Origin of the sequence: Rhizobium sp. SU303, assembly GCF_021052345.1 — a bacterium.
GTDB lineage: Bacteria > Pseudomonadota > Alphaproteobacteria > Rhizobiales > Rhizobiaceae > Rhizobium > Rhizobium laguerreae.
The window spans coordinates 40,168-60,402 of record NZ_CP088099.1 but is presented as its reverse complement, the minus strand read 5'-3'; the positions used below and the strand labels follow the sequence as shown (position 1 = coordinate 60,402).

Here is a 20,235-nt window from a genome sequence, read left to right as displayed (position 1 = left end):
GCAGCAATAGCTTTTCAAGATCCTGCGGCGAGCAGTCATAGTGCCGCCACAGAATTCAGCCCAATCAAGCTTGTTCAACAAGCGGATGGCGACAAGATGAGATTGCTGGCTCTCGTGGCTGCGGCCTTTTTGCTGACGGTCTTTCAGACTCAAGCCCAGATCTATGGGCCGTATGATGGATATGACGACTTTGATGGATATGGTTACGACGATCCCTACAGCCCTTATCCGCCACCACTCGATTACGATCCGGCGCCTCCCTATCAAGAGCCCCTGCATGATCGCAGGCAACCGCCGACAGGGCGTGCAAAAGGAACCATCGAAATCGTCACGAGCGAACATACGCTCATTTACACCACCCCTTGGGGCGAGCAATTCGCTTACCCCATCGCGGTCGGCCGTGAGGGCAAGCAATGGTATGGATCTACGCGGGTCGTGTCGAAGCGAGCGCATCCTGAATGGCGACCCACGGCCGGCATGCGTCAGAAGAACCCTCGGCTTCCAGCGGTCGTGAAGCCCGGCCCCGCCAATCCGCTTGGAACGCGCGCGATCTATCTCGCCGATGGCCTGTTGCGCATCCACGGCACCAACGACCCCTCGTCCATCGGCACCAACGCGTCGAGCGGGTGCTTTCGAATGTACCGTCAAGATGTCGAAGAGCTTTACGAGATCGTCCAGCCGGGAACACAGGTCATCGTTCGGCGCTAGCTGTTAGCCGATCGGCGGATTGGCGCCGAGATATCTAACCGTCGATACGCAGCTTGCGCGCCAGAGCCTGAAGCTCCTTGAACCCTTCATAGCGCTTGTCGTGAACATGAGGGATCGCCCCTTCTGATGGCAGAAATGTCGTTTCGACCGCCGAGAGTGTCGTCATCGCTTCGCGCACATCCGCAAACAGCCCGCCGGCGACAGCGCCCAGGATGGCGGCCCCCAGCAGAACCGGTTCCTCTGCCTTTGTCGCAATGACCGGCTTGCCGCTCGCATCGGCAAGCAGCTGGCGAACGAAGTCGTGCTGGCCGGCGCCACCGCTGATGACGATGTTTTCGATGGTAACGCCCGCATCGGCCTGCGTCTCGATGATCTGCCTGAGGCCGTAGCCGATACTGCAAAGCCCTGCGACGTAAAGAGAGACCAGGCTGCCTATATCGTCCTCCATCCCGAGACCGGCAATGATTGCGCGGGCATGCGGATCGGCAAAGGGCGCGCGGTTGCCGAGGAACTCGGGAACGACGTGCAGTCCCGTCGCAAGCGTTACGGCATCGGAAGAACGGCCCGCCTTTCGGGCGGCCATGTCTGCAAGCAAAACCGGCAGCGGAATGCCGGCGCTCTTTGAAAGCTCCCTCGCCTCCGCGGCTGCCGGATGGAACGAGAGAAGATGGTCGATCGCCGCGCCGGCAGCACTCTGGCCGCCCTCGTTCAGCCACAGCCCCGGCACCATCGCCGAAAAATAAGGTCCCCAGACGCCGGGCACGAATGACGGTTCTGCCGTCGACGTCATCGTGCAGGAGGAGGTACCAAAAACATAGGCGAGATTGGCTTTCGGATCGGTACCGATGCCGACGGTTCCGATCCCACCCGCATGGGCGTCGATCAGCCCGGCCGCAACCGCCGTTCCCCGCTTCAGGCCAAGTTCGTCTGCTGCTGCCGCGGTCAGTCCCTGACCGAGTGCCGAACCAGGCTCGACGATAGCCTGGCCGATGCGGGCAAACTCTTCGTCGGCGAGCATGCCGAGGCTGATCTGATGAAAATAACCGCCATCCCAGCGCTTTTCATGGGCGAGATAAGTCCACTTGCAGGTGACCGTGCAGGTCGAACGCGACAGATCGCCGGTCGCCCGCCAGGTTAGGAAATCTGCAAGGTCGAAGAATTGCCACGCGGCATCAAAAACCTCAGGGCGATTTTCCTTCAGCCAGAGAAGCTTGGGCGTTTCCATCTCAGGCGAGATACGGCCGCCGACGTAACGCAGGACGTCATGGCCGAGCGCATTGATGCGCTCCGCCTGCGGGGCGGCGCGGTGGTCCATCCATACGATGATGTCCCGGTTCGGGTCTTCCGAAGGCCCGACGGGAAGCGGCTTGCCGCCTTCGCCGAGGACGACGAGCGAACAGGTGGCATCGAACCCGAGCCCCATGACGGACGCCGGATCGACCCCGGCCGAGGAAACCACTTCGCGCACTGCCGCGCAAACCGCCGCCCAGATCTCGGTGCTCGATTGCTCAACCATGGAACCCGGTTCGTGAAACAGGGTGATATTCCGCTTGGCGGACGCCAGCATCCGCCCCGTCAGGTCGAACAGGCCGGCGCGGGCGCTGCCGGTGCCGACGTCGACGCCGATGACATGTTTGGCATCTGCTTCTGGCGTGCGAGATGTGTCGCTCATGGTCTCTCCTTTGAAATCGGCAAGGATCAGGCTAACTGCAGTCTGGACCGGTGTTTACAGATCCACGCTATTTGGCAGAATCACCAGATCGCGGACGGTCACATTACGCGGTCGCGACAGCATGAAAAGGACGGCGTCGACCACTTCGGCTGCATCACGCTGCCATTGGCCAGCGCCTCCTCCATTTTCGCCTTTGGCCAATCGTCTAGCAAGTTGCTCCGTTCCGCCGCCTGGCGCATCTCAGGAACTCTCCGGTCGCCCATTTGTTTTACATTCTGCACCGCTCAGAAATTGCCCCCAGATGCAATCGGCGGCAGTGGAGTTGATCCATGGATATGACGCGCATCCGAGATCGCATGGTGGAACACCACGTGACGCGTCGTGGCATTCGCGATCAAAACGTCATCGGGGCGATGCGCATGGTACCGCGCGAAAAATTCGTTCCTCCAGGCTCCGAGGAATTCGCCTATCAGGATACACCGCTGTCGATCGGCGAGGGCCAGACAATTTCGCAGCCGTTCATCGTGGCGCTGATGCTCGAAAAGGCCAATCTGAATGCCGGTGACAAGGTGCTCGAGGTCGGAACGGGCTCCGGCTATGCTTCGGCCCTCATCAGCCGGATAGCAAGGCATGTCTACTCCATAGAGCGCCATGAAAAGCTGGCTCTTCAGGCCAGGGAACGGTTCGAGAAGCTGGGATACCGCAACATCGACGTTCGCGTCGGCGATGGCAGCAAGGGCTGGGCGAAAGCCGCTCCGTTCGATGCTATTGTCGTTTCCGCGGGCGCACCCGAGGTGCCAACTGCCTTGAAAGAACAGTTGGACCTCGGAGGGCGGCTCATCATCCCGGTCGGCGGCGGTGAAGGGCAGCGCCTGAAACGGTTCACGCGCACCGGCGCCACCGCATTCGAGGAAGAAGATCTCGGTGGGGTACTCTTCGTTCCCTTGATCGGCGAAGACGCCTGGACAGCTTCACATCCAATGTACACGGCGACGGCGCCCTCATTGCCGGAAACTATTGCGCCCAAGCCAAGTTCTCCGGCAAACGCACAGGGAGGGAGCATGGAAAAGATATACAAGTTGCCCGCGTTGCCGGAAGGCGTGCTCGATCATAGCGAATTTCAGCAAAGGTTCTGGGCTGTTCAACGTATTTCCTGGATCGTGTTCATGCTTCTTTTGGTGACCTGCTTGCTGGGATTGCTGGGAAGAGGTGGTCCGTTTTCGCGGCAAACACTCCTATTGCCAGAAGGATCCGTCGATTTTCCCGTCATCTCCCGATGGAATGCCCCCGAGGATATGACCGTGACCTTCACGCCGTCATCCGAAGACAGGGTCTTCACGATCGATGCCGCCTTTCTTCAGAGCTTTTCAGTTCAGGGAATCGATCCGCCCCAAAAGGCGACCTTCGCGCGCGACGGCCGGATAGGTTATGTGTTCCCCGCCGACTCGGCTGGGCCGACGCAGATCGTCTTCCGTCTGCAAACACAACTCCCCGGCCCGCGTCGCACCCTCATCGGCATGGGCGGCGAGACGCGCACCCAATCGACTTTCATCTTTCCATGAGGGCGGCACGGTGGATGCGGTATTACGCGGACTGGCAATTTATTTCACGCTGCTCGTGATCATCCGTCTGTCGGGAAGACGGACATTGGCCCAGATGACACCGTTCGATCTGGTCATCGTGCTGGTGATCTCCGAAACCACCCAGCAGGCGATGCTGGGCGATGACTTCTCGATCACCAACGCCGTCATCTTGATCCTCACGCTGTTTACGACCGACATCGGCCTGTCCTACGTGAAGAGGTGGTGGCCTCGCGCAGCCCATATTATCGACGGCGTTCCAACCATTCTGGTGACGGATGGCGTCTATGACGAAGGCGCGCTCAAAGGCGCCCGGCTGCAGAAGGAAGATGTCATGCAAGCGGCTCGAAGCCAGGAAGGCATCGAGAGCGTGACGGAGATAAAATTTGCCATCCTCGAAGTGAGCGGCAACATCAGCATCATCAAGAAGCAGAAATCCGGCTGACAATCGATCTCCGGCACCAAAAGATCTATGGAATCTTCTCATTCCGCCTGTAAGTTAAAAATTGACATCCGTCAGCCAAAAACTTACAGTCAACCATGATCAAGTCGTTCAGAAACAAAGCTCTGGCGGATCTCTTTGAGACAGGCAAAACCGCAAAGATCGATGCCAAGCTGCAAAAGCGCATTCTGATCCGGCTCGACCGTCTGGAGCAGGCCGAAAAGCCTGATGACATGAACCTCCCCGGGTTCGATTTCCATGCGCTGAAGGGTCATAGTCCCACCCGGTACACTGTTCATGTTAACGGCCCCTGGTGCATTACATTCGAGTTCGATGGCAATGATGCCGCCCGCGTCGATTTCGAGCAATATCACTGAGGTGGCTCTGACTGGGGAATGACCTAATGCCCGTATATGAAACGACGAGGCCGACGACGCGTTGCCCTTCCCACCCTGGGGCACTGCTTGAGGACATCATCCCTGCAACGGGAAAAACCAAGGTGGAAATCGCCAATCTGCTCGGAATCTCGCGCCAGCAACTCTACGATATTCTGAACGAGAAGAAGCCGGTTTCGCCCAATGTCGCTGCCCGACTTGGGAAATTGTTCGGTGATGGCCCCGCAATATGGCTGCGCATGCAGGCTGCCTATGATGCTTGGCACGCCGAACGGGAGGTGGACGTCTCCGGCATCCCGACGATCAGGGCGGCATGATCAAAAGCGCGCTTATCGGCATTGCCGAGGCAGCCGCGAAAACATCGTGATGATCTTTCTGCTTTTTCGAGCGGGATGCGCTTCAGAAGGATAGGTCGAGCACCCTGCCCTCGAACAGACGGTCCCGGGAGCCTTCGAGATGCGCCTTCATCAGTCTCTGCGCATCGTCAGGTCGGCCGTCGGCGATCGCCTTGTAGATGGCGTTATGCTCTTCATAGACCTGTTCCAACCCTTGGCGGGGCCGAGCAAAGAGATCGAGGCCGTGTAATAGTGATTGTTCGCCGCCTCCGTCACCGCGCGGTGGAAGAGGAAAGCGATCTCGACGCCATGGCCGACGACGCCTTTGCCATTCGCCGTCTGCTCCGATAACAATCCGCGCGATCTCGCGCGCCGACATCCGCGCGATTTACGCGGCTGCTTTTTAAGCAGTAAGGTTTTAGAAGGGACTCGATCGATGGACAGGAATGCGAAAGTCGCCGTGACGCTCGGCGATCCGGCCGGCGTCGGCCCCGAGGTGATCGTCAAGGCACTGGCAGCCCTTCCCAGAGAAGAGCGGCGCGATTTCGTCATCGTCGGCAATGTCGAAGCGCTGGAACGCGCCGACCGCGTCACCGGCACCGGACTGCGGTTCGGGCCTGCCGATGCACCCGGTGGCGACAGGATCGCCGTCGACGAAGTCGCGCTCGGCGCGGCCCTGCCCGAAATCGGCAAGGTCAGCCCCGTCGCCGGCGATGCCTCGGTGCGTTATATCACCCGCGCCGTCGATCTCGCCATGTCGGGCGAGGCCGATATCATCGTCACCGCGCCGATCAACAAGGAAGCTATGAACCTTGCCGGCCATCACCATGACGGCCACACCGGGCTGCTCGCGCATCTCACAGGCTCGAAGAGCTCCTTCATGCTGCTTGCCTCCGAGCGGCTGAACACCATCCACGTCTCCACCCATATCTCGCTGAAGGGCGCGATCGAGCGCGCCAAGACTGAGCGGGTGCTCGCCACCATCGAAGCCGGCCACAATCATTTCCTGCGGCTCGGCCGCAAGGCGCGCATCGCCGTCGCTGGCCTCAATCCACATTGCGGCGAAAACGGCCTGTTCGGCACCGAAGACATCGAATTCCTGGCACCCGCCGTCGAGCAGGCGCAGGCAAAGGGCATCGACGTTGTCGGGCCGATCTCGGCCGATACGGTGTTCGCCCGCGCCTATAACGGCGCCTTCGATCTTGTCATCGCCCAGTATCACGACCAGGGCCATATCCCGATCAAGCTCGTCGCCTTCGACACGGCGGTCAACGTCTCCCTCGGCCTGCCGATCGACCGCGTCTCGGTCGATCACGGCACCGCCTTCGACATTGCCGGCACCGGCAAGGCCAACCACGTCAACATGCTCTCGGCCATCGCCTATGCCAGGCTGATGGCCCGCTCGCCGCGGCGAGAGGTGTGATCGCGGCTTCCAGAATGGCCGAGAGGCGCCGATCGCCGACGCAACGATGTCGAACTTCGTTGGGACACCTAATAGCAGGACAGGACTCTGTCGTTCAGGAACGTCCCGCCGTTGACGCGTCGGCATTCCGCGCTTACATAGCTAGACAGTCTAGCTAGGAGCAGAATCGATGGAATGGCAACTGCAGGACGCCAAGAACCAATTTTCGAAGGTCGTGCAGAAGGCCCGACAAGAAGGGCCGCAGGTGGTGACCGTGCGCGGCGAGCGAACGGCCGTCGTTTTGTCGGCCCGCGACTACGACGCCCTGCGCGCCGGCAGGCCGACGCTCGTCGACGACCTGCTCGACGGCCCCGCCTGGGACGATGAATTCGCAGATGCGGTCGAAGCACGCAACAAGACTCCAAGCCGCGACGTTGCGTTCTGATGTATCTGGTCGACACCAACATTGTCTCGGAGGCGCGACGCGGCACGCCGCAGGCGGTCTCCTGGCTGCGCTCCGTCGATCCGCTCACCATCCACCTGAGCGCGCTGACGCTTGGCGAGATCATGCGCGGCATTGCCCTCAAACAGAAGTCGGATCCGAAGACCGCGACCCATCTCACCGAGTGGCTGCGCAAGCTGCGTTATGATCATGGCGACCGGATCCTGCCGGTGACCGACGAGATCGCCGTCGAATGGGGCCGCATCGCCGCCATCCGGCCGCGTGGCGATATCGACGGGCTGATCGCCGCAACCGCGATCGTTCACGATCTGATTGTCATCACTCGCAATGTCGCCGATTTCGACGACACCTGCGCAGCGGTGATCAATCCATGGGAGACGGGCGCGTGAGCCGCTGACTGAAATCGGTTCCGAGGCGATGCAGGAGCGCGGACTGAAAGGCACCTGCCCCATCACATGCCGAACAAGCGACGATCCCAGAAGACGGGTTGGTGGAGGCTTACTGTGATCGACGGGAATTCCGGGTGGGCCGGGTTGATCAATATGTTGCGGTCGACGCGGGCGACGACGCTTGGGACCAGCAGGATGGCGCTGCGCTTTTCCTGGCACCATTTTTCGCCGAAAGCCTTGCTGACGTTTGCCGGCATGCTGTCCCAGCCGGGCAGCGCGGGTTCGGAGAAGACCTCGTAGCTTAGCCCCCGCGGTAGGGTGATCGTGACATAGTGCTGGTTGGGCGGCAGCCGCCCGCTGCCATGGACGAGCTTTTCGAGCAATGCCGTCGAATAATGCTCGCTCGTATAGATGATCGGGCTGCCGGACGTGTTCCACCGCCCCGGCGCGATGGTCGAGCCGGTGGCGTCGAAGATCGGATAGGTTCCATGGGGATCTCCGATGCGGACGGATGTCAGTGTGCGGTCAAGAACCTGTGCGCTCACGCAGCGCTGCCGTATTTCAGGCTTCCAAGAATATCGAGCACGAGCTCGCCGCCGATCTCGCTCTGGATGACCACGTCAATCGGCCGCCTGTCCTCAAGCATTGCATGCGGCCGAAACAGGAAATCGCGGGCCTCGATCTCGGTCTGCCAGACATCGAGCGCCTGACCCCAGACACGCGCGAGACGGGCAAGCTTTATGCCTTCATCTGAGGAGAGCCGATGCTTGGACTTGCGCCGTTCATAGGTGGCCTTCGGAACCAGCCGGTATTTGAACTGGGCGTCATCAGGCGCCAGAAGCAGCGCCATGCGGTCAAGCGCCTTGACCGGCAATCCTTCCTCGATGCTGGAGAGCAGGCCGAAGGCCGAACGCGATACCGGCTCCCTGGCGGGCAGCCCGAGAACATCGGCGATACCGGCAAATCCCATCATGGTAACGGCTCCTTTTCACTTGAGGCTATACTTAGTCTCAAGTGATCCTGTTATCAAGTGCACCGTTCCGGTTTTTGATCCTCGCCAGCCGAGCAGCGGATTGCCGCAGGCGCACTAGATCGCTATCTTCCCCGAAGGCACACGAACAGCAAAGGAGGTTGCCTATGTCACCGCGGGACGCCTAATCCAGCAATACCAGGACTTCTGCCTTTCCAAAGGCATCGATTTCACACGCATTGAATCCGTACGGCCGCATGACGATACCACGCTCTTCTGCAGCGCTGGAATGCAGCAGTACAAGCCCCTCTTCTCCGATCCCTCCCATAGTGGAACAGTCACAAACAGCCAGGCTTGCCTGCGCATGGGCGACCTCGACGAGATCGGCGACGGAACCCACCTTCTCCACTTCACCATGCTCGGCCTTTTCTCCTTCCGGGAATTGACCGTCGGCAACGCCATCGATTTCTGGCTCGAATTTCTGGGAACTCTGGGGCTCGTGCCTGACCATGTGACGATCCATCCTGACCGCCTGGTGGAATGGACGCCGCTCTATGGCGGGCGCGTGCCCATCATGCCGGATCCGGAATGCATATGGAGCGATGGCAGCATCAGCGGATACTGCACCGAGTTCTATAAGGATGGCGTCGAGATCGGAAACATCGTCAATCCGCTCGGAACCTGCATCGACGTCGGCTTCGGTCTCGAGCGTCTCGACATGATCGTCAACGGCACGCCGCAAGATGATGCGCTTGGGACATTGTGCGAGGCGGTCATGACGGTCGTGGAAAGCGGCTACCGGCCGGGCAATAAGGAGCAGGGATACGTCTTGCGAAAACTGCTCCGTCGCATCCACAAGATGGGCGGCACGCTCGATCATCCCTTCTTCAAGGAAGAGGTCGAACGCCAGAAGCGGCTGCGCGCCAAATATCTGCGTCTGCGTGAACGCTATTCCGAGATGAGTCCCGACTGGTGGTTCGACACTCATGGCATCGATCTCTCCGACATCAGTGAGAGCATGGAGGAGTAGCAACGTACAAGGCCTCCCGCAGATAACATCGGGAGGCCTTGTCATATCCTGGAAAGCGTCAGCGTTGCAGCGCCCGCATTGAACGCTTTCAGCTTTGCCCCGGCTGCAGCCGACGGAAAATCCGTTCGATCTGGGCAACAGCGGCAAAAAAGACTATGCCGGAGAAAGAGGCGAGCACGACGGCGGCAAAGAGCCTTTCCGCCTGGTAGTTGAATGTCGACTGGATGATGACGGCGCCCAGCCCCTGGTTCGAGCCGATCCACTCCCCGACGATCGCGCCGATGACACAGGTGGTTGCCGAAATGCGCAGCGACGCAAAGAGCAAAGGGGCGGAGCGTGGGGCGCGCAGGCGCCAGAACGTCTCCCACCCGCTCGCCGAAAGGACGTGCATCAGGTCGAGTTCGCTCGCAGTCGCCAGATTGAGGCCCCGGGCGGTATTCACCAGGGTCGGGAAAAAGCAGATGAGAGCGGCGATGATAACCTTTGGCAGCATGCCGAGGCCGAAGATGAGGATGATGATCGGCGCGAGCGCCAGCACGGGGATGGTGTTGAAGAGCAGGACAACGGGAAAATAGGCGGCCTGGAACCGCGGATTATAGACAAAGGCAATTGCCATGATCACGGCGAGACTATTGCCCAGGAGGAAGCCGAGGCCCGCCTCACCCCATGTCGGGATCGCATTGGACAGAAGGAAGCGCCATTCCGTTCCGAGCGTGCGCAGGATCGCCAGCGGCGTTGGAACGATATAACTGGGAATACCGAGCGCCGGCACCAGCCATTGCCAGGCGAGAAGCAACGAGAGGGCGCCGATAACAGGAAGGCCGATTGCCTCGGTGAGGGATAGCCGACGATGCGTCATGCAGCCGAACTCCCCTGCTGCAGCAATTGGCGCAGATGAGCAGCGGTCTCCTGGACATCGAGGCTCTCGCGCCGACAGAGGCCGCGCTCGTCTTTCAGCGGTGCAAGGTCGATCAGCGCCTGGACGCGGCCCGGATTGGCCGCCAGGACCAGCACGCGTCCGCCGAGACAGATCGCCTCGATGACGCTGTGGGTGACGAACAGGATGGTCGTGCCGGTCCGGCGCCAGACGTCCAAAAGCTCGTCGTTCAGTCGTTCGCGGGTGATCTCGTCGAGCGCACCGAAGGGTTCGTCCATGAGCAGGATATCCGGCTCGCATTGAAGCGCACGCGCAATGGCGACACGCTGGCGCTGGCCCCCGGACAGTTGATGCGGATAGCGATCAGCCAGATGCGACAGGCCGACCAGTTCAATCCAATGGTCGGGCCGCGAATCGACCGATCGCGAGACGCTCTTCTTCCCCACCTGCAGCGGCAGCGCGACATTCTCCCTCACGGTCCGCCAGGGCAACAGCGTTGCGTCCTGAAAGACGAAGGCGACCTCGCGGCGCCGGCGCGCCTCCGACGCTGTCCTGCCGAGCACCGCCAGCTGCCCGTCAAGCGGCGGGAGAAGATCCGCCACCGCGCGCAGGAAGGTCGACTTGCCGCAGCCGGAAGGGCCGAGAATGGTCAAAAACTCGCCCCTGCCGACGCTGAGATCGACGCCGGACAGAATGCGGGTCGTCTCGCCGGCGCCGGAATAACCGACAGCCAAATCCTTGGTTTCGATGGCCGCTGCTTCAGGCAAATCCGCTCTCACGCAATCTTCGGGCGCTCATCCGCCGTCATGTCCAGGATCCTGGTCGTATAGCAGTCGTCCAGCTTCGGCGCGCCGCTCTTGAACTGGCCGATCTTGTCGTAGACGGAAATCTGCTCGGCAAGAGCGGCCGGATCGAAACTGCCCCAGCCATCCCTACCGGTTGCCGCGTCGAAGCTCAGCGACAATATGCGCGGCACCGTTTTCAGCTCTACTGCAAGATCGAGCTGCGGATAGGCCTCCACCGTCAGTTTGACCGCCTCTTCGGGATGTTCATGCGTCCAGGCCCAGCCCTTGGCGACGGCGCGCAGCACCTTTGCCAGTGTCTCGGCATGGCCGCTCACGGCATCGTCGGTGGCAAAATAGACATTGGCGTAGGACGGCAGGCCCGTGTCCTTCATCATCAGATCTATGCGGTCGGGGCCGATGACGGAAAGGGCCTGCGTGTTGGTGATCCATCCAGTCACGGCATCGACCTGGCCGGTCATCAGCGGTGTCATGTCGAAGCCGATATTCGTGATGGTCAGGCTCGAGGGATCGATATTGTTCTTCAGCAGGATGGCATCGAGCACATAACGGGCCGTCGGCTGGATGCCGATGCGCTTGCCGACCATATCCTTGACGGTGCGGATCGGCGCCTTGGGCAGCGAATAGAAGGCGAAAGGCGCCATGCGGAAACCGCAAGCGAAGATCTTGATCGGCACGCCGGATGAACGGGCTAGAAGAAGCTGTGCCGAATCCGAGAACTGGCCGAGCTGCGCATCACCCGTGATCACGGGCGGCACCGTCGCCGAATTGGGACCGCCGGGGGAAAACTCGACATCGAGACCCTCGGCCTGGAACAGGCCCTGCTTGACTGCGACAATATCGCCGATCTGTCCGTTGCTCATCAGCCAGTCATACTTGATGACGACCTTGGATGCGGCGGCTTTCGAGTGACGCGGCACCAACACGCTGATCCCTGCCGCCGCTGCAGCAAGGGCAAAGGCTCCGCCCTGCAGGACGGTACGCCTGCCGACCACGATTTGCTTGTCATCCCCATTCATCTGCTTGCCTTTCCCCTTGTTGGATTGTTGGACGACGGCCGATTGCGCTCGCTATTGCGGGTCGATGTCACCGATCGGGCCGCCTGCGGACCACGCATAGATTTCCCAGAGATTGTCGTCAGGATCGGCGAAATAGACGCATCGCGCGTTCCAGACATAGTCCTGCGGCGGCGCGTGGAAGAGCACGCCCGCAGCTTTCAGCTCCGCATAGGCAGCATCGACCTGCTCTGGCGAGGCGAGCTCGATGGCCGCGCAGGCCTTGTGCGCACCTGGAGGGGCACGGCGACTTGAGACACCGGTATTCTCGGCGATATGCTCGATCTCCCACAGCGCCAGCGTCACGCCCGCCCCTTTGAAATCGGCAAAGCCCGGAGCCCGGCGCCGCGGCTTGAAGCCAAGCCGCTCGACATAGAAGGCCGATGCTTTGTCGATATCGTCGACCAAAAAGCAAATGTCGGTAATCGGGTTGGTTTGGGCAAAAGCGGTCATATGGGCCTCCTGATGGGAAAAACCTCGCAGACCGCAGCCTCAAGAGATTTCAGATTCGTGCGGTTGTCTTTCGCAAAGCTGCTGATCTGTCATCGGCAAGAGCCGGCTCAAAGGCGGACCGAACGCTGGTATTCCTTCGGGGTCGCCCCCATCAGACGGCGAAAGACGCTGGAGAAATGCGCCTGGCTGGAAAAGCCTGTGGCATAAGCGATGTTTGCAAGCGTCTCCTTGCCATCGGCGAGGTAAAGTCGCGCCCGCTCGATCCTGCGTTCGAGAACGAAGCGATGCGGCGCCATGCCGGCCGCCCGTTTGAATTCCCGGCTGAAGTGAAAGGGGCTCATATGGGCCACCCCGGCCAGCTCCTCGACACTCAGATCGGATTTGCCAAGCAGGTTCTCGATGTAATCGATCACACGCCGGAGATTGTCCGATGTCAGCGGACGATCTCCGGCTTCAGGTTTGGCGCCCAGCAGTCTTACGACGCAGCAGGCGAGCGCCATCCCCAGATGCTGCATCAAAAGCAGGTCGGCGCGCCCGCTCTTCTCGGCGGCAAATGCGAGGGAGAGTGCGACCTGCAGCGTTGTCGGATCGGTCGTCGCGCTGAGCGCGTCACTATCCCAATGCTCGGGATCGAAGCGAGAGCCGCCGATGCCGCTGTAAAGCGCAGGTGACTGGAAGATCGAGATATAATCCGCCGCATCGCCATCGACTTCAAGGACGGTGGCGGCCGGTTGAAATCCCAGGGTGAACGGCGGCCTCTCAACTTTGCGGAATGCCCCGCTTCCAAGCCGATAGGCATATTTGCCGTGCGCCGTGCGGTTGATCGAAATTCTATGAAGGGAGCCCCTCGAAACCATTTGCCCCGCGGCGCTACGATAGGTCTCGACGATCATGTCGCGTTGAACAAAGGCCTTGTAGCCTCCGAGGGATGGCCGGCATATTGAGAAAATCTGCGGGTCGATGTCGGGCATTGTTTCATTCTCCCTAGCAGGAGAGAGGCAAGTTGCGCGCCAAGTGGAGCGAAGCTTCGCGCTAGATATCAACGTCGCAGCATAAAACCCGACGGTGCCCAGAAAATCGTCATTTTACGCCTGCTGTCGCGCCACACGGCACCGCGGCCTAGCAGAGTTCGCCTTCGGCAAATTTGGTCGCATGCGCAAGAATTATGCAGTGCATGTTCTTCTTGATCGGTGGCCGTAGACCATCTGTCCGCTCTGAAGACCGCCGAGGCATCCGAAATCATTCCCGGTTGGGGGAAACCGCGGCCAGGGATGAGCTTTCGCTCCATCCACTCTTTTCCCCGGAGATCGTTCTTTTGGAAATTCGTTCCTATCCACCGGCATTAATCCATTTAATCTATAGACATAATTAATTGGAGAGAAATTGCGATGAGTATCGAAAAGTCCGAGCACGGTCTCGGAAGACGAGATCTGCTGAAACTGTCTGCCGCGGCCGGGGTCGCCGTCGCCGGTGCTTCGTTCATCGGGCAGAAGCCGGCTTTTGCCGCCGGCGAAGAACTGTCGCTGAAAGGCAAGCGCATCGCCATCAGCGCAACCGGCACCGATCACTTCTTCGACCTGCAGGCCTATAATGCCCAGATCGAAGAGGTAAAGCGCCTCGGCGGCGAGACGATCGCTGTCGATGCCGGGCGCAACGACGGCAAGCTGGTCTCGCAGCTGCAGACGCTGATTGCCCAGAAGCCGGATGCGATCGTTCAAATCCTCGGCACGCTCAGCGTCATCGATCCCTGGCTGAAGAAGGCGCGCGATGCCGGGATCCCGATTCTGACCGTCGACGTCGGTTCGACCAATTCGATCAACAACACCACCTCCGATAACTGGGGCATCGGCAAGGATCTGGCGCTGCAGCTCGTCTCCGATATCGGCGGCGAAGGCAATATCGTCGTCTTCAACGGCTTCTACGGCGTAACCCCCTGCGCGATCCGCTACGACCAGCTGGTCAATGTCGTCAAATATTTCCCGAAGGTCAAAATCCTCCAGCCGGAACTGCGCGACGTCATCCCGAACACCGTGCAGGACGCCTTCACGCAGATCACGGCCATCCTCAACAAATATCCCGAAAAAGGTTCGATCAAGGCGATCTGGTCGGCCTGGGACATTCCGCAGCTTGGTGCGACCCAGGCTTTGGCTGCCGCCGGACGCACGGAGATCCGCACCTACGGTGTCGATGGCAGCCCGGAAGTGCTGCAACTCATCGCCGATCCGAATTCGCCGGCCGGCGCCGATGTCGCCCAGCAGCCGGCGGAAATTGGCCGCACCGCCATCCGCAACGTCGCCAAGCTGCTCGCCGGCCAGACCCTGCCGCGCGAGACCTATGTTCCGGCCTTGCTCGCCAACAAGACCAATGTCGGCGAAGTCACCAAGAAGCTCGGCATCGGCTGACACCGAACACGAGCGATCCTGCCATGCCGGATCGCTCGGAATCTGCCCGCCCGGAGAGATCGACATGACGGCCATTTCGTTGAAGCAGCCGGTGACGGCACGCGACGACATCATTCGCTTTGAAGGCATCGTCAAGCATTTCGGCGGCGCGCAGGCGCTTGCCGGTGCGTCGCTGATCGTCAGGCGCGGCACCATCCACGGTCTCGTCGGCCAGAACGGCGCCGGCAAATCGACGCTGATCAAGCTGCTGGCCGGTCTTCATCAGCCCGATGGCGGCCGGATCGAGATCGAAGGGCAAACATTCGACAGACTGACGCCGCATCTAGCCGAAGAGCTCGGTATCCACTTCATTCACCAGGATCGGCTGCTGGTGCCGACCTTCACTGTCGGCGAAGCCCTGTTCCTTGGCCGGGAACCGCGGATATCGGGCACGCCGTTCCTCGATCACCGACTGATGCAGCGCCGGGCATCTGACATTCTCAACGACTATTTCGGTATCCGGTTGCCGAACGCCGCCTTGATCGGCGAATTGTCGACGGCCGAAAAGCAGATCGTGCAAATCACCCGCGCCCTCCTCAATCAGCCGAAGGTGCTCGTCTTCGACGAGCCGACGGCCGCATTGGTGCGCCGCGAGGCCGATATCCTTTTCCGGCTGATCCGCCGTCTGCGCGACGAAGGCGTCACCATCATCTATATCTCGCATTACCTGAACGAAATCGAAGAGCTCTGCGACCACGTCACCGTGCTGCGCAACGGGCTCGACGTGGCCTCCCTGCCGATCGGGGAGACTTCCGCCGGTGCGATTGCCCGGCTGATGGTCGAGCGCGACATCAAGGAAATGTTTCCGAAGCTGCAAGTGACGCCCGGCGAAGACATCCTCAAGGTCGAGCAGCTGTCGGCGCCGGGGAAATATAGCGACATCAGTTTCACGCTTCGCCGCGGCGAGGTGCTGGGCCTCACCGGCCTGCTCGGCTCCGGCGCAAAGGAGCTGGTCCGCGCGCTCTTCGGTCTGGAGACCGCGGCTTCCGGCCATATCGAGATCAACGGCAAGGCTGCCCGTTTCACCAATCCCACCCAGGCGGCCGGCCGCGAAATCGCCCTAGTGCCGGAAGATCGACGTCGCCATGGCGTCGCGCTCGACCTCAGCGTCGCGGAAAATATCAGCCTTTCGAGCCTTGGCCGCTTCACGCGTTTCGGCTTTCTCGATCGCAGGCGCGAACAGAGAGAAGTCGACGCTCTGATTTCGCGGCTGCAGGTGAAGACCAATGGGCGAGATGCTCTGCTGCGTACGCTTTCGGGCGGCAACCAGCAGAAGGTGGCCATCGCCAAGTGGCTGAGCCGCCGTTCCGAGGTCTATCTGCTCGACGAGCCGACGGTCGGCGTCGATATCGGCTCCAAGGTCGAGATCTACACGCTGATCGGCGAACTCGCGTCGCGCGGCGCCGGCGTCATCGTGCTGTCTTCGGATCTGCCCGAACTGATCGGCATCACCGATCGCATCCTGGTGCTCTTCCGCGGCCGCGTGGCGCGGGAATTCATCTCGTCGGAGACCACGGCAGATGCGGTGCTGGCTCAATCGACCGGATCATCCGAGGGACAACGCCATGTCGGCTGAAGTGGAATTCGCGCCTTCCGGTTTTTCCGCTGCGGAACCGCCTCCCCGGCCGGCCGGCAATATTGCAGCGACCGCGTTGCGCTTCGGATCGCTGATCGCATTCGCCGCCATCCTGATCATCTTTTCGCTGACCGCACCCTATTTCCTCAGCATCGGCAATATCGGCAACGTACTTGGTCAATCGGCCATCTCCGGTGTGCTTGCCATCGGCTTGACGATCGTGCTGATCGCCGGCGGCTCCAATGTCGTCACCGGCGGGATCGACCTGTCGCTCGCGGCCAATATGGGCCTGAGCGCCGCCGTCTACGCGAGCCTGACACAGTTCGGCTACGGCGATGCGACGGCGGTTGCCGCTGCGATCCTCACCGGCGCGTTGATCGGCACGGTCAATGCCATTGCCGTCGTCTATGCCGGCATCGTGCCGCTGCTGGCCACGCTGGCCGTCATGAACGTCGTCGCCGGCCTGGAATTGGTGCTGACCGGCAATACCGTACTGCCGGCTTCGACGCCATTCCTGTCGGCGCTCTCGGCCTCGGACGCTTTCGGCATCCCGGTTCTCGCCTATGTGCTCCTCGTCTTCACGGCCATCGCCACGGCGATCGTGCAATATACGCCGCTCGGCCTGCGTCTCTATGCCGTCGGTGAATTTCCGGATGCAGCGCGTGCCGCGGGTCTGCCGCTTCGACGGCTACTCGCCGGCGCCTTCGTCGCCAGCGGCGTCTCCGGCGGCATCGCCGGCATCCTGTCGGTTTCCTATCTGAGCGGCAGCACGACCGGCGCCGGCGAGATGCTGTTGCCGGTCGTCGTGACGGCCCTGCTCGGCTCGGTCTTTTCGCGCCGGCTGGTTCCAACGGTCACCGGGACGCTGCTTTCGGCCCTTTTGGTCGGCTTCCTGGTTAACGGTTTCCAGCTGCTGAACATTTCGAGCACGCTGGTCAGCGGCGTCCAGGGTGTGCTCATTCTCATCGTCGTTTCCGCGACCACGCTGCTGCGCCGGCAGGAGGCCTGACCATGTCGCTCCAGACCCCTCCCCTCGCCACCATAGGCTTGCCGCGTCTGATCGCCGGCGGCCTGGTGCGCTATGGGCTGATCCTCGCCCTGATTGCGGTGTTTGCCGCCTTTTCCGCGGCAACGCCGACGTTCCTGACGCCCGCGAACTTGCAGAGCATCCTGGTCAACAATTTCACGCTGCTTGCCATCGTCTCCATCGCCATGACCTTCGCCGTCGCGTCGGGCGGCATCGATCTTTCGGTGGGAACGGCAATGGATTTTGCCAGCTTCGCCTTCGTTTCGCTCGTCCTCGCCGGACAGCCGGTGGCAGTCGCCGCACTCGCGGGACTGGCCGCCGGAGCGTTCGTCGGGGCCTTCAACGCGCTCTTGATTTCAGGGATCGGCGTGTCGCCGTTCCTCGCCACGCTCGGCACGCTGTTCATCGGCCGCAGCGTGCAGCAGCTGCTGACCAATGGCGGCAATCCGGTCTATCTGCCGCCGAACGGCGTGCCGGAAGCCTTCCGTTTCCTCGGCCATGGGACGATCGCCGGCTTTCCGGTACCGCTTGCCGCTGCCATCGTCGTCATCGCGGCGGCTGCCGTTGTCTTTGCCCGCACGCGCTTCGGCCGCGTCATCCTGTCGATCGGCATCCAGCCGGGCGTCGTGCGCTATTCCGGCATCGCCGCGCCGGCCCATGTCGCGATGACTTTCATGCTGGTCGGGTTGATCGCGGCAATCGCCGGACTGATCCTGACCGCAACCGTCACCACCTACATCCCCTCCTCGGGCAATGCCTTCCTGCTGAATGCGATCGGCGCGACCTTCATCGGCACGACGCTCAGCCCGCTCGGACGGCCGAATGTGGGCGGGACCGTTCTCGGCGCGCTGCTGCTCAGCATCGTCGCCAATGGGCTGCTGCTGACCGATCTGAACTTCTATTGGCAGCAGGTCGGCACGGGAACGCTGATCTTCGCCGTGCTCGCCCTCAGCTTCATCAACAGAAAGGCCGCCGGCGCCGCTTAAGAGAAGTTGCGTCTCCTCGGAAGCGGTTCTATCCCGCCGAGGCGTCCGAAATCATTCTGGATACGGCATTCTTCCAGCCGATGATCTTGCCCTGCCGCTCGGTCTCATCCATCGAAGGGCTGAAGCGGCGGTCGCAGGCCCAGGCTTTCGCAAAATCCCGCTTGCCGGGCCAGATGCCGGCTTTCGAGCCGGCAAGCCAGGCTGCGCCGAGCGCCGTCGTCTCGCGGATCGCCGAGCGGTCGACAGGGTTTCCGGTCATGTCGGCTAGGCACTGCATAGTCCAATCCGAATCCGCCATGCCGCCATCAACGCGCAGCACCGTTTCCAGCTGGTTGGCGCCCCAGTCCTTCTTCATCGCCACCAGCAGGTCGAGCGTCTGGTAGGCGACGGATTCAAGCACGGCGCGGGCGAATTCCGCCGGCCCGCTGTTTCGCGTCAGACCGAAGATCGCGCCGCGCGCGGCCGGATCCCAGTAAGGGGCGCCGAGGCCGGTGAAGGCCGGAACGATATAGACCTGCTGCCCGGGATCGGCCTTGGCCGCAAGCACTCCTGCCTCGGATGCCTGACCGATGATGCCGAGGCCGTCGCGCAGCCATTGCACGGCAGCACCGGCGATGAAGATCGAGCCTTCGAGCGCATAGGTCGTCTCGCCGTCGAGCCGGCAGGCGATCGTCGTCAGCATCCGGTTGGAGGAGGAAACACGATCCCGGCCGGTATTCAACAGGGCAAAGCAGCCGGTGCCATAGGTGGATTTCATCATCCCGGCCTCGAAGCAGGCATTGCCCATCGCCGCAGCCTGCTGGTCGCCGGCGACACCGAGGATCGGAAGCTCTGCACCGAACATAGCCTTGTCGACGCGGCCGAAATCATCGGCGCATTCCCTGACGTCAGGAAGCATGGCGGCCGGAATGCGGAGGATGCCCAGAAGCTCTTCGTCCCAGGCACCGTCGTCGATATTGTAGAGCAGCGTTCTCGACGCATTGGTCGCATCGGTGGCATGCACGCGGCCGCCAGTCAGATTGTAGATCAGCCAGCTGTCGATCGTGCCGAAGCAGACATCGCCCACTTCCGCCTTCTCACGCAGGCCATCGACATTGTCGAGCAGCCAGCGCAGCTTCGTTCCGGAGAAATAGGGGTCGAGCAGCAGCCCGGTCTTGGCGCTGAACAGCTTCTCGTAGCCGTCGGCCTTCAGGCTCTCGCACATTTCTGCAGTGCGCCTGTCCTGCCAGACGATCGCGCGGTGAAGTGGCTCTCCTGACCCGCGGTCCCAGACGACCGCCGTCTCGCGCTGGTTGGTGATGCCGATCGCGGTGATATCGGCCGCATCAAGTCCAGCGTCGGCGATCGCCTTGCGCACAGTATCGACGACGGATCGCCAGATTTCGGCGGCGTCGTGCTCCACCCATCCGGGCTGCGGATAATACTGGGTGATCTCCGCCTGCGCCGAGCCGGCCATTTTCATGTCGCCATCGAAGATGATGGCGCGCGACGATGTCGTGCCCTGGTCGATTGAAAGAATATAGCCGCTCATATCCGTCTCCGGCTCGCACGAAACCGCTCCGCCTGCAGAGGGTCGGCAGGACGCGGACGTTTCATGAGAGAAAGATTGTGGGTGCCACCGGCTTGTTGCC

General features: G+C 61.4%; 22 protein-coding genes and 2 pseudogenes. 13 read left to right on the top strand and 11 right to left on the bottom strand.

The genetic code is table 11. From position 1 onward, the window contains the following. Positions 1–96 precede the first annotated feature (96 nt). Positions 97–708 (top strand): L,D-transpeptidase, encoded by a 612-nt coding sequence (locus tag RlegSU303_RS33345; RefSeq protein ID WP_017957562.1) that lies wholly within the window; start codon positions 97–99, stop codon positions 706–708. 34 nt (positions 709–742) lie between these two features. Here RlegSU303_RS33345 and RlegSU303_RS33340 read toward each other — a convergent pair whose 3' ends face one another. Together RlegSU303_RS33340 and RlegSU303_RS33335 are read right to left on the bottom strand one after the other, a co-directional pair. After that, positions 743–2,380 carry an FGGY-family carbohydrate kinase gene (locus tag RlegSU303_RS33340; RefSeq protein ID WP_131719413.1) on the bottom strand — a complete coding sequence of 546 codons (1,638 nt, stop codon included), beginning with the start codon at positions 2,378–2,380 and terminating at the stop codon, positions 743–745. 54 nt (positions 2,381–2,434) lie between these two features. Continuing rightward, positions 2,435–2,592, bottom strand: a pseudogene (locus RlegSU303_RS33335) (glucose dehydrogenase); the annotation flags it as partial. A 117-nt stretch (positions 2,593–2,709) separates the two neighbouring features. Between RlegSU303_RS33335 and RlegSU303_RS33330 the strand changes: the two are divergent. The 4 genes from RlegSU303_RS33330 to RlegSU303_RS33315 all read left to right on the top strand — a co-directional run bounded on the left by RlegSU303_RS33330 (position 2,710) and on the right by RlegSU303_RS33315 (position 5,114). Continuing rightward, positions 2,710–3,942, top strand: coding sequence for a protein-L-isoaspartate(D-aspartate) O-methyltransferase (locus RlegSU303_RS33330; RefSeq protein WP_131621587.1), 1,233 nt, complete (start codon positions 2,710–2,712; stop codon positions 3,940–3,942). Between the two features lie 10 nt (positions 3,943–3,952). After that, positions 3,953–4,405: a DUF421 domain-containing protein gene (locus tag RlegSU303_RS33325; RefSeq protein ID WP_017957565.1), complete on the top strand. Its 453-nt coding sequence runs from the start codon at positions 3,953–3,955 to the stop codon at positions 4,403–4,405. 95 nt (positions 4,406–4,500) lie between these two features. After that, positions 4,501–4,779, top strand: a complete 279-nt coding sequence (locus RlegSU303_RS33320) for a type II toxin-antitoxin system RelE/ParE family toxin (RefSeq protein ID WP_094088928.1) — start codon at positions 4,501–4,503, stop codon at positions 4,777–4,779. 26 nt (positions 4,780–4,805) lie between these two features. Beyond that, positions 4,806–5,114, top strand: a complete 309-nt coding sequence (locus tag RlegSU303_RS33315; RefSeq protein WP_026158333.1) for a HigA family addiction module antitoxin — start codon at positions 4,806–4,808, stop codon at positions 5,112–5,114. An 82-nt stretch (positions 5,115–5,196) separates the two neighbouring features. Here RlegSU303_RS33315 and RlegSU303_RS33310 read toward each other — a convergent pair. Then, positions 5,197–5,429: pseudogene (locus RlegSU303_RS33310) on the bottom strand (FCD domain-containing protein); the annotation flags it as partial. 139 nt (positions 5,430–5,568) lie between these two features. On the opposite strand from RlegSU303_RS33310, the gene pdxA reads away from it, so the two are divergent. From pdxA to RlegSU303_RS33295, 3 genes are all read left to right on the top strand, one after another. Next, positions 5,569–6,555: a 4-hydroxythreonine-4-phosphate dehydrogenase PdxA gene (gene pdxA / locus RlegSU303_RS33305; protein ID WP_017957568.1), complete on the top strand. Its 987-nt coding sequence runs from the start codon at positions 5,569–5,571 to the stop codon at positions 6,553–6,555. Positions 6,556–6,724: 169 nt separating this feature from the next. Beyond that, positions 6,725–6,979, top strand: coding sequence for a type II toxin-antitoxin system Phd/YefM family antitoxin (locus RlegSU303_RS33300; protein ID WP_017957569.1), 255 nt, complete (start codon positions 6,725–6,727; stop codon positions 6,977–6,979). After that, positions 6,979–7,386, top strand: a complete 408-nt coding sequence (locus RlegSU303_RS33295) for a type II toxin-antitoxin system VapC family toxin (RefSeq protein WP_094088930.1) — start codon at positions 6,979–6,981, stop codon at positions 7,384–7,386. The genes RlegSU303_RS33300 and RlegSU303_RS33295 overlap by 1 nt, the downstream gene beginning before the upstream one ends. A gap of 62 nt (positions 7,387–7,448) precedes the next feature. On the opposite strand, the gene RlegSU303_RS33290 is transcribed toward RlegSU303_RS33295, so the two are convergent. Continuing rightward, a complete protein-coding gene (locus RlegSU303_RS33290; protein ID WP_131621585.1) occupies positions 7,449–7,931 on the bottom strand; it encodes an RES family NAD+ phosphorylase in 483 nt (160 codons plus the stop codon). After that, positions 7,928–8,359, bottom strand: coding sequence for an antitoxin Xre-like helix-turn-helix domain-containing protein (locus tag RlegSU303_RS33285; RefSeq protein WP_003552236.1), 432 nt, complete (start codon positions 8,357–8,359; stop codon positions 7,928–7,930). The genes RlegSU303_RS33290 and RlegSU303_RS33285 overlap by 4 nt, the downstream gene beginning before the upstream one ends. A gap of 124 nt (positions 8,360–8,483) precedes the next feature. On the opposite strand from RlegSU303_RS33285, the gene RlegSU303_RS33280 reads away from it, so the two are divergent. Next, complete coding sequence (locus tag RlegSU303_RS33280) at positions 8,484–9,386, top strand: alanine--tRNA ligase-related protein (RefSeq protein WP_131719414.1); 903 nt, start codon at positions 8,484–8,486, stop codon at positions 9,384–9,386. Positions 9,387–9,474: 88 nt separating this feature from the next. On the opposite strand, the gene RlegSU303_RS33275 is transcribed toward RlegSU303_RS33280, so the two are convergent. The 5 genes from RlegSU303_RS33275 to RlegSU303_RS33255 form a co-directional block, all read right to left on the bottom strand. Continuing rightward, complete coding sequence (locus tag RlegSU303_RS33275; protein WP_131621581.1) at positions 9,475–10,245, bottom strand: ABC transporter permease; 771 nt, start codon at positions 10,243–10,245, stop codon at positions 9,475–9,477. Further along, positions 10,242–11,030, bottom strand: a complete 789-nt coding sequence (locus tag RlegSU303_RS33270) for an ABC transporter ATP-binding protein (protein WP_131621579.1) — start codon at positions 11,028–11,030, stop codon at positions 10,242–10,244. Before RlegSU303_RS33270 ends, RlegSU303_RS33275 begins: the two co-directional genes overlap by 4 nt. An 8-nt stretch (positions 11,031–11,038) precedes the next feature. Further along, positions 11,039–12,085, bottom strand: a complete 1,047-nt coding sequence (locus tag RlegSU303_RS33265; RefSeq protein WP_131621577.1) for an ABC transporter substrate-binding protein — start codon at positions 12,083–12,085, stop codon at positions 11,039–11,041. A 51-nt stretch (positions 12,086–12,136) separates the two neighbouring features. Next, positions 12,137–12,574, bottom strand: a complete 438-nt coding sequence (locus RlegSU303_RS33260; RefSeq protein WP_017957576.1) for a VOC family protein — start codon at positions 12,572–12,574, stop codon at positions 12,137–12,139. Positions 12,575–12,681: 107 nt separating this feature from the next. Continuing rightward, a complete protein-coding gene (locus tag RlegSU303_RS33255; RefSeq protein ID WP_131621575.1) occupies positions 12,682–13,545 on the bottom strand; it encodes a helix-turn-helix transcriptional regulator in 864 nt (287 codons plus the stop codon). 417 nt (positions 13,546–13,962) lie between these two features. On the opposite strand from RlegSU303_RS33255, the gene RlegSU303_RS33250 reads away from it, so the two are divergent. From RlegSU303_RS33250 to RlegSU303_RS33235, 4 genes are all read left to right on the top strand, one after another. Further along, a complete protein-coding gene (locus tag RlegSU303_RS33250) occupies positions 13,963–14,976 on the top strand; it encodes a sugar ABC transporter substrate-binding protein (RefSeq protein WP_017957578.1) in 1,014 nt (337 codons plus the stop codon). Between the two features lie 64 nt (positions 14,977–15,040). Then, entirely contained in the window at positions 15,041–16,591 is a 1,551-nt protein-coding gene (locus tag RlegSU303_RS33245) for a sugar ABC transporter ATP-binding protein (RefSeq protein WP_131719415.1), read from the top strand. Next, on the top strand, positions 16,581–17,600 hold the full coding sequence (locus RlegSU303_RS33240; RefSeq protein ID WP_131629877.1) for an ABC transporter permease: 1,020 nt from the start codon (positions 16,581–16,583) through the stop codon (positions 17,598–17,600). Before RlegSU303_RS33245 ends, RlegSU303_RS33240 begins: the two co-directional genes overlap by 11 nt. Before the next feature lie 2 nt (positions 17,601–17,602). After that, entirely contained in the window at positions 17,603–18,604 is a 1,002-nt protein-coding gene (locus RlegSU303_RS33235) for an ABC transporter permease (RefSeq protein WP_017957581.1), read from the top strand. Positions 18,605–18,632: 28 nt separating this feature from the next. On the opposite strand, the gene glpK is transcribed toward RlegSU303_RS33235, so the two are convergent. Next, the gene (glpK, locus tag RlegSU303_RS33230) at positions 18,633–20,135 is read right to left on the bottom strand and encodes a glycerol kinase GlpK (protein ID WP_017957582.1); all 1,503 of its coding nucleotides are present in this window, start codon (positions 20,133–20,135) and stop codon (positions 18,633–18,635) included. Positions 20,136–20,235 lie beyond the last annotated feature (100 nt).

Coding starts and splice junctions, on each gene's coding strand:
- RlegSU303_RS33345 (WP_017957562.1), top strand. CDS start 97: ATGAGATTGCTGGCTCTCGTGGCTGCGGCCTTTTTGCTGACGGTCTTT.
- RlegSU303_RS33340 (WP_131719413.1), bottom strand. CDS start 2,380: ATGAGCGACACATCTCGCACGCCAGAAGCAGATGCCAAACATGTCATC.
- RlegSU303_RS33330 (WP_131621587.1), top strand. CDS start 2,710: ATGGATATGACGCGCATCCGAGATCGCATGGTGGAACACCACGTGACG.
- RlegSU303_RS33320 (WP_094088928.1), top strand. CDS start 4,501: ATGATCAAGTCGTTCAGAAACAAAGCTCTGGCGGATCTCTTTGAGACA.
- RlegSU303_RS33315 (WP_026158333.1), top strand. CDS start 4,806: ATGCCCGTATATGAAACGACGAGGCCGACGACGCGTTGCCCTTCCCAC.
- pdxA (WP_017957568.1), top strand. CDS start 5,569: ATGGACAGGAATGCGAAAGTCGCCGTGACGCTCGGCGATCCGGCCGGC.
- RlegSU303_RS33300 (WP_017957569.1), top strand. CDS start 6,725: ATGGAATGGCAACTGCAGGACGCCAAGAACCAATTTTCGAAGGTCGTG.
- RlegSU303_RS33295 (WP_094088930.1), top strand. CDS start 6,979: ATGTATCTGGTCGACACCAACATTGTCTCGGAGGCGCGACGCGGCACG.
- RlegSU303_RS33285 (WP_003552236.1), bottom strand. CDS start 8,359: ATGATGGGATTTGCCGGTATCGCCGATGTTCTCGGGCTGCCCGCCAGG.
- RlegSU303_RS33275 (WP_131621581.1), bottom strand. CDS start 10,245: ATGACGCATCGTCGGCTATCCCTCACCGAGGCAATCGGCCTTCCTGTT.
- RlegSU303_RS33265 (WP_131621577.1), bottom strand. CDS start 12,085: ATGAATGGGGATGACAAGCAAATCGTGGTCGGCAGGCGTACCGTCCTG.
- RlegSU303_RS33260 (WP_017957576.1), bottom strand. CDS start 12,574: ATGACCGCTTTTGCCCAAACCAACCCGATTACCGACATTTGCTTTTTG.
- RlegSU303_RS33255 (WP_131621575.1), bottom strand. CDS start 13,545: ATGCCCGACATCGACCCGCAGATTTTCTCAATATGCCGGCCATCCCTC.
- RlegSU303_RS33250 (WP_017957578.1), top strand. CDS start 13,963: ATGAGTATCGAAAAGTCCGAGCACGGTCTCGGAAGACGAGATCTGCTG.
- RlegSU303_RS33245 (WP_131719415.1), top strand. CDS start 15,041: ATGACGGCCATTTCGTTGAAGCAGCCGGTGACGGCACGCGACGACATC.
- RlegSU303_RS33240 (WP_131629877.1), top strand. CDS start 16,581: ATGTCGGCTGAAGTGGAATTCGCGCCTTCCGGTTTTTCCGCTGCGGAA.
- RlegSU303_RS33235 (WP_017957581.1), top strand. CDS start 17,603: ATGTCGCTCCAGACCCCTCCCCTCGCCACCATAGGCTTGCCGCGTCTG.
- glpK (WP_017957582.1), bottom strand. CDS start 20,135: ATGAGCGGCTATATTCTTTCAATCGACCAGGGCACGACATCGTCGCGC.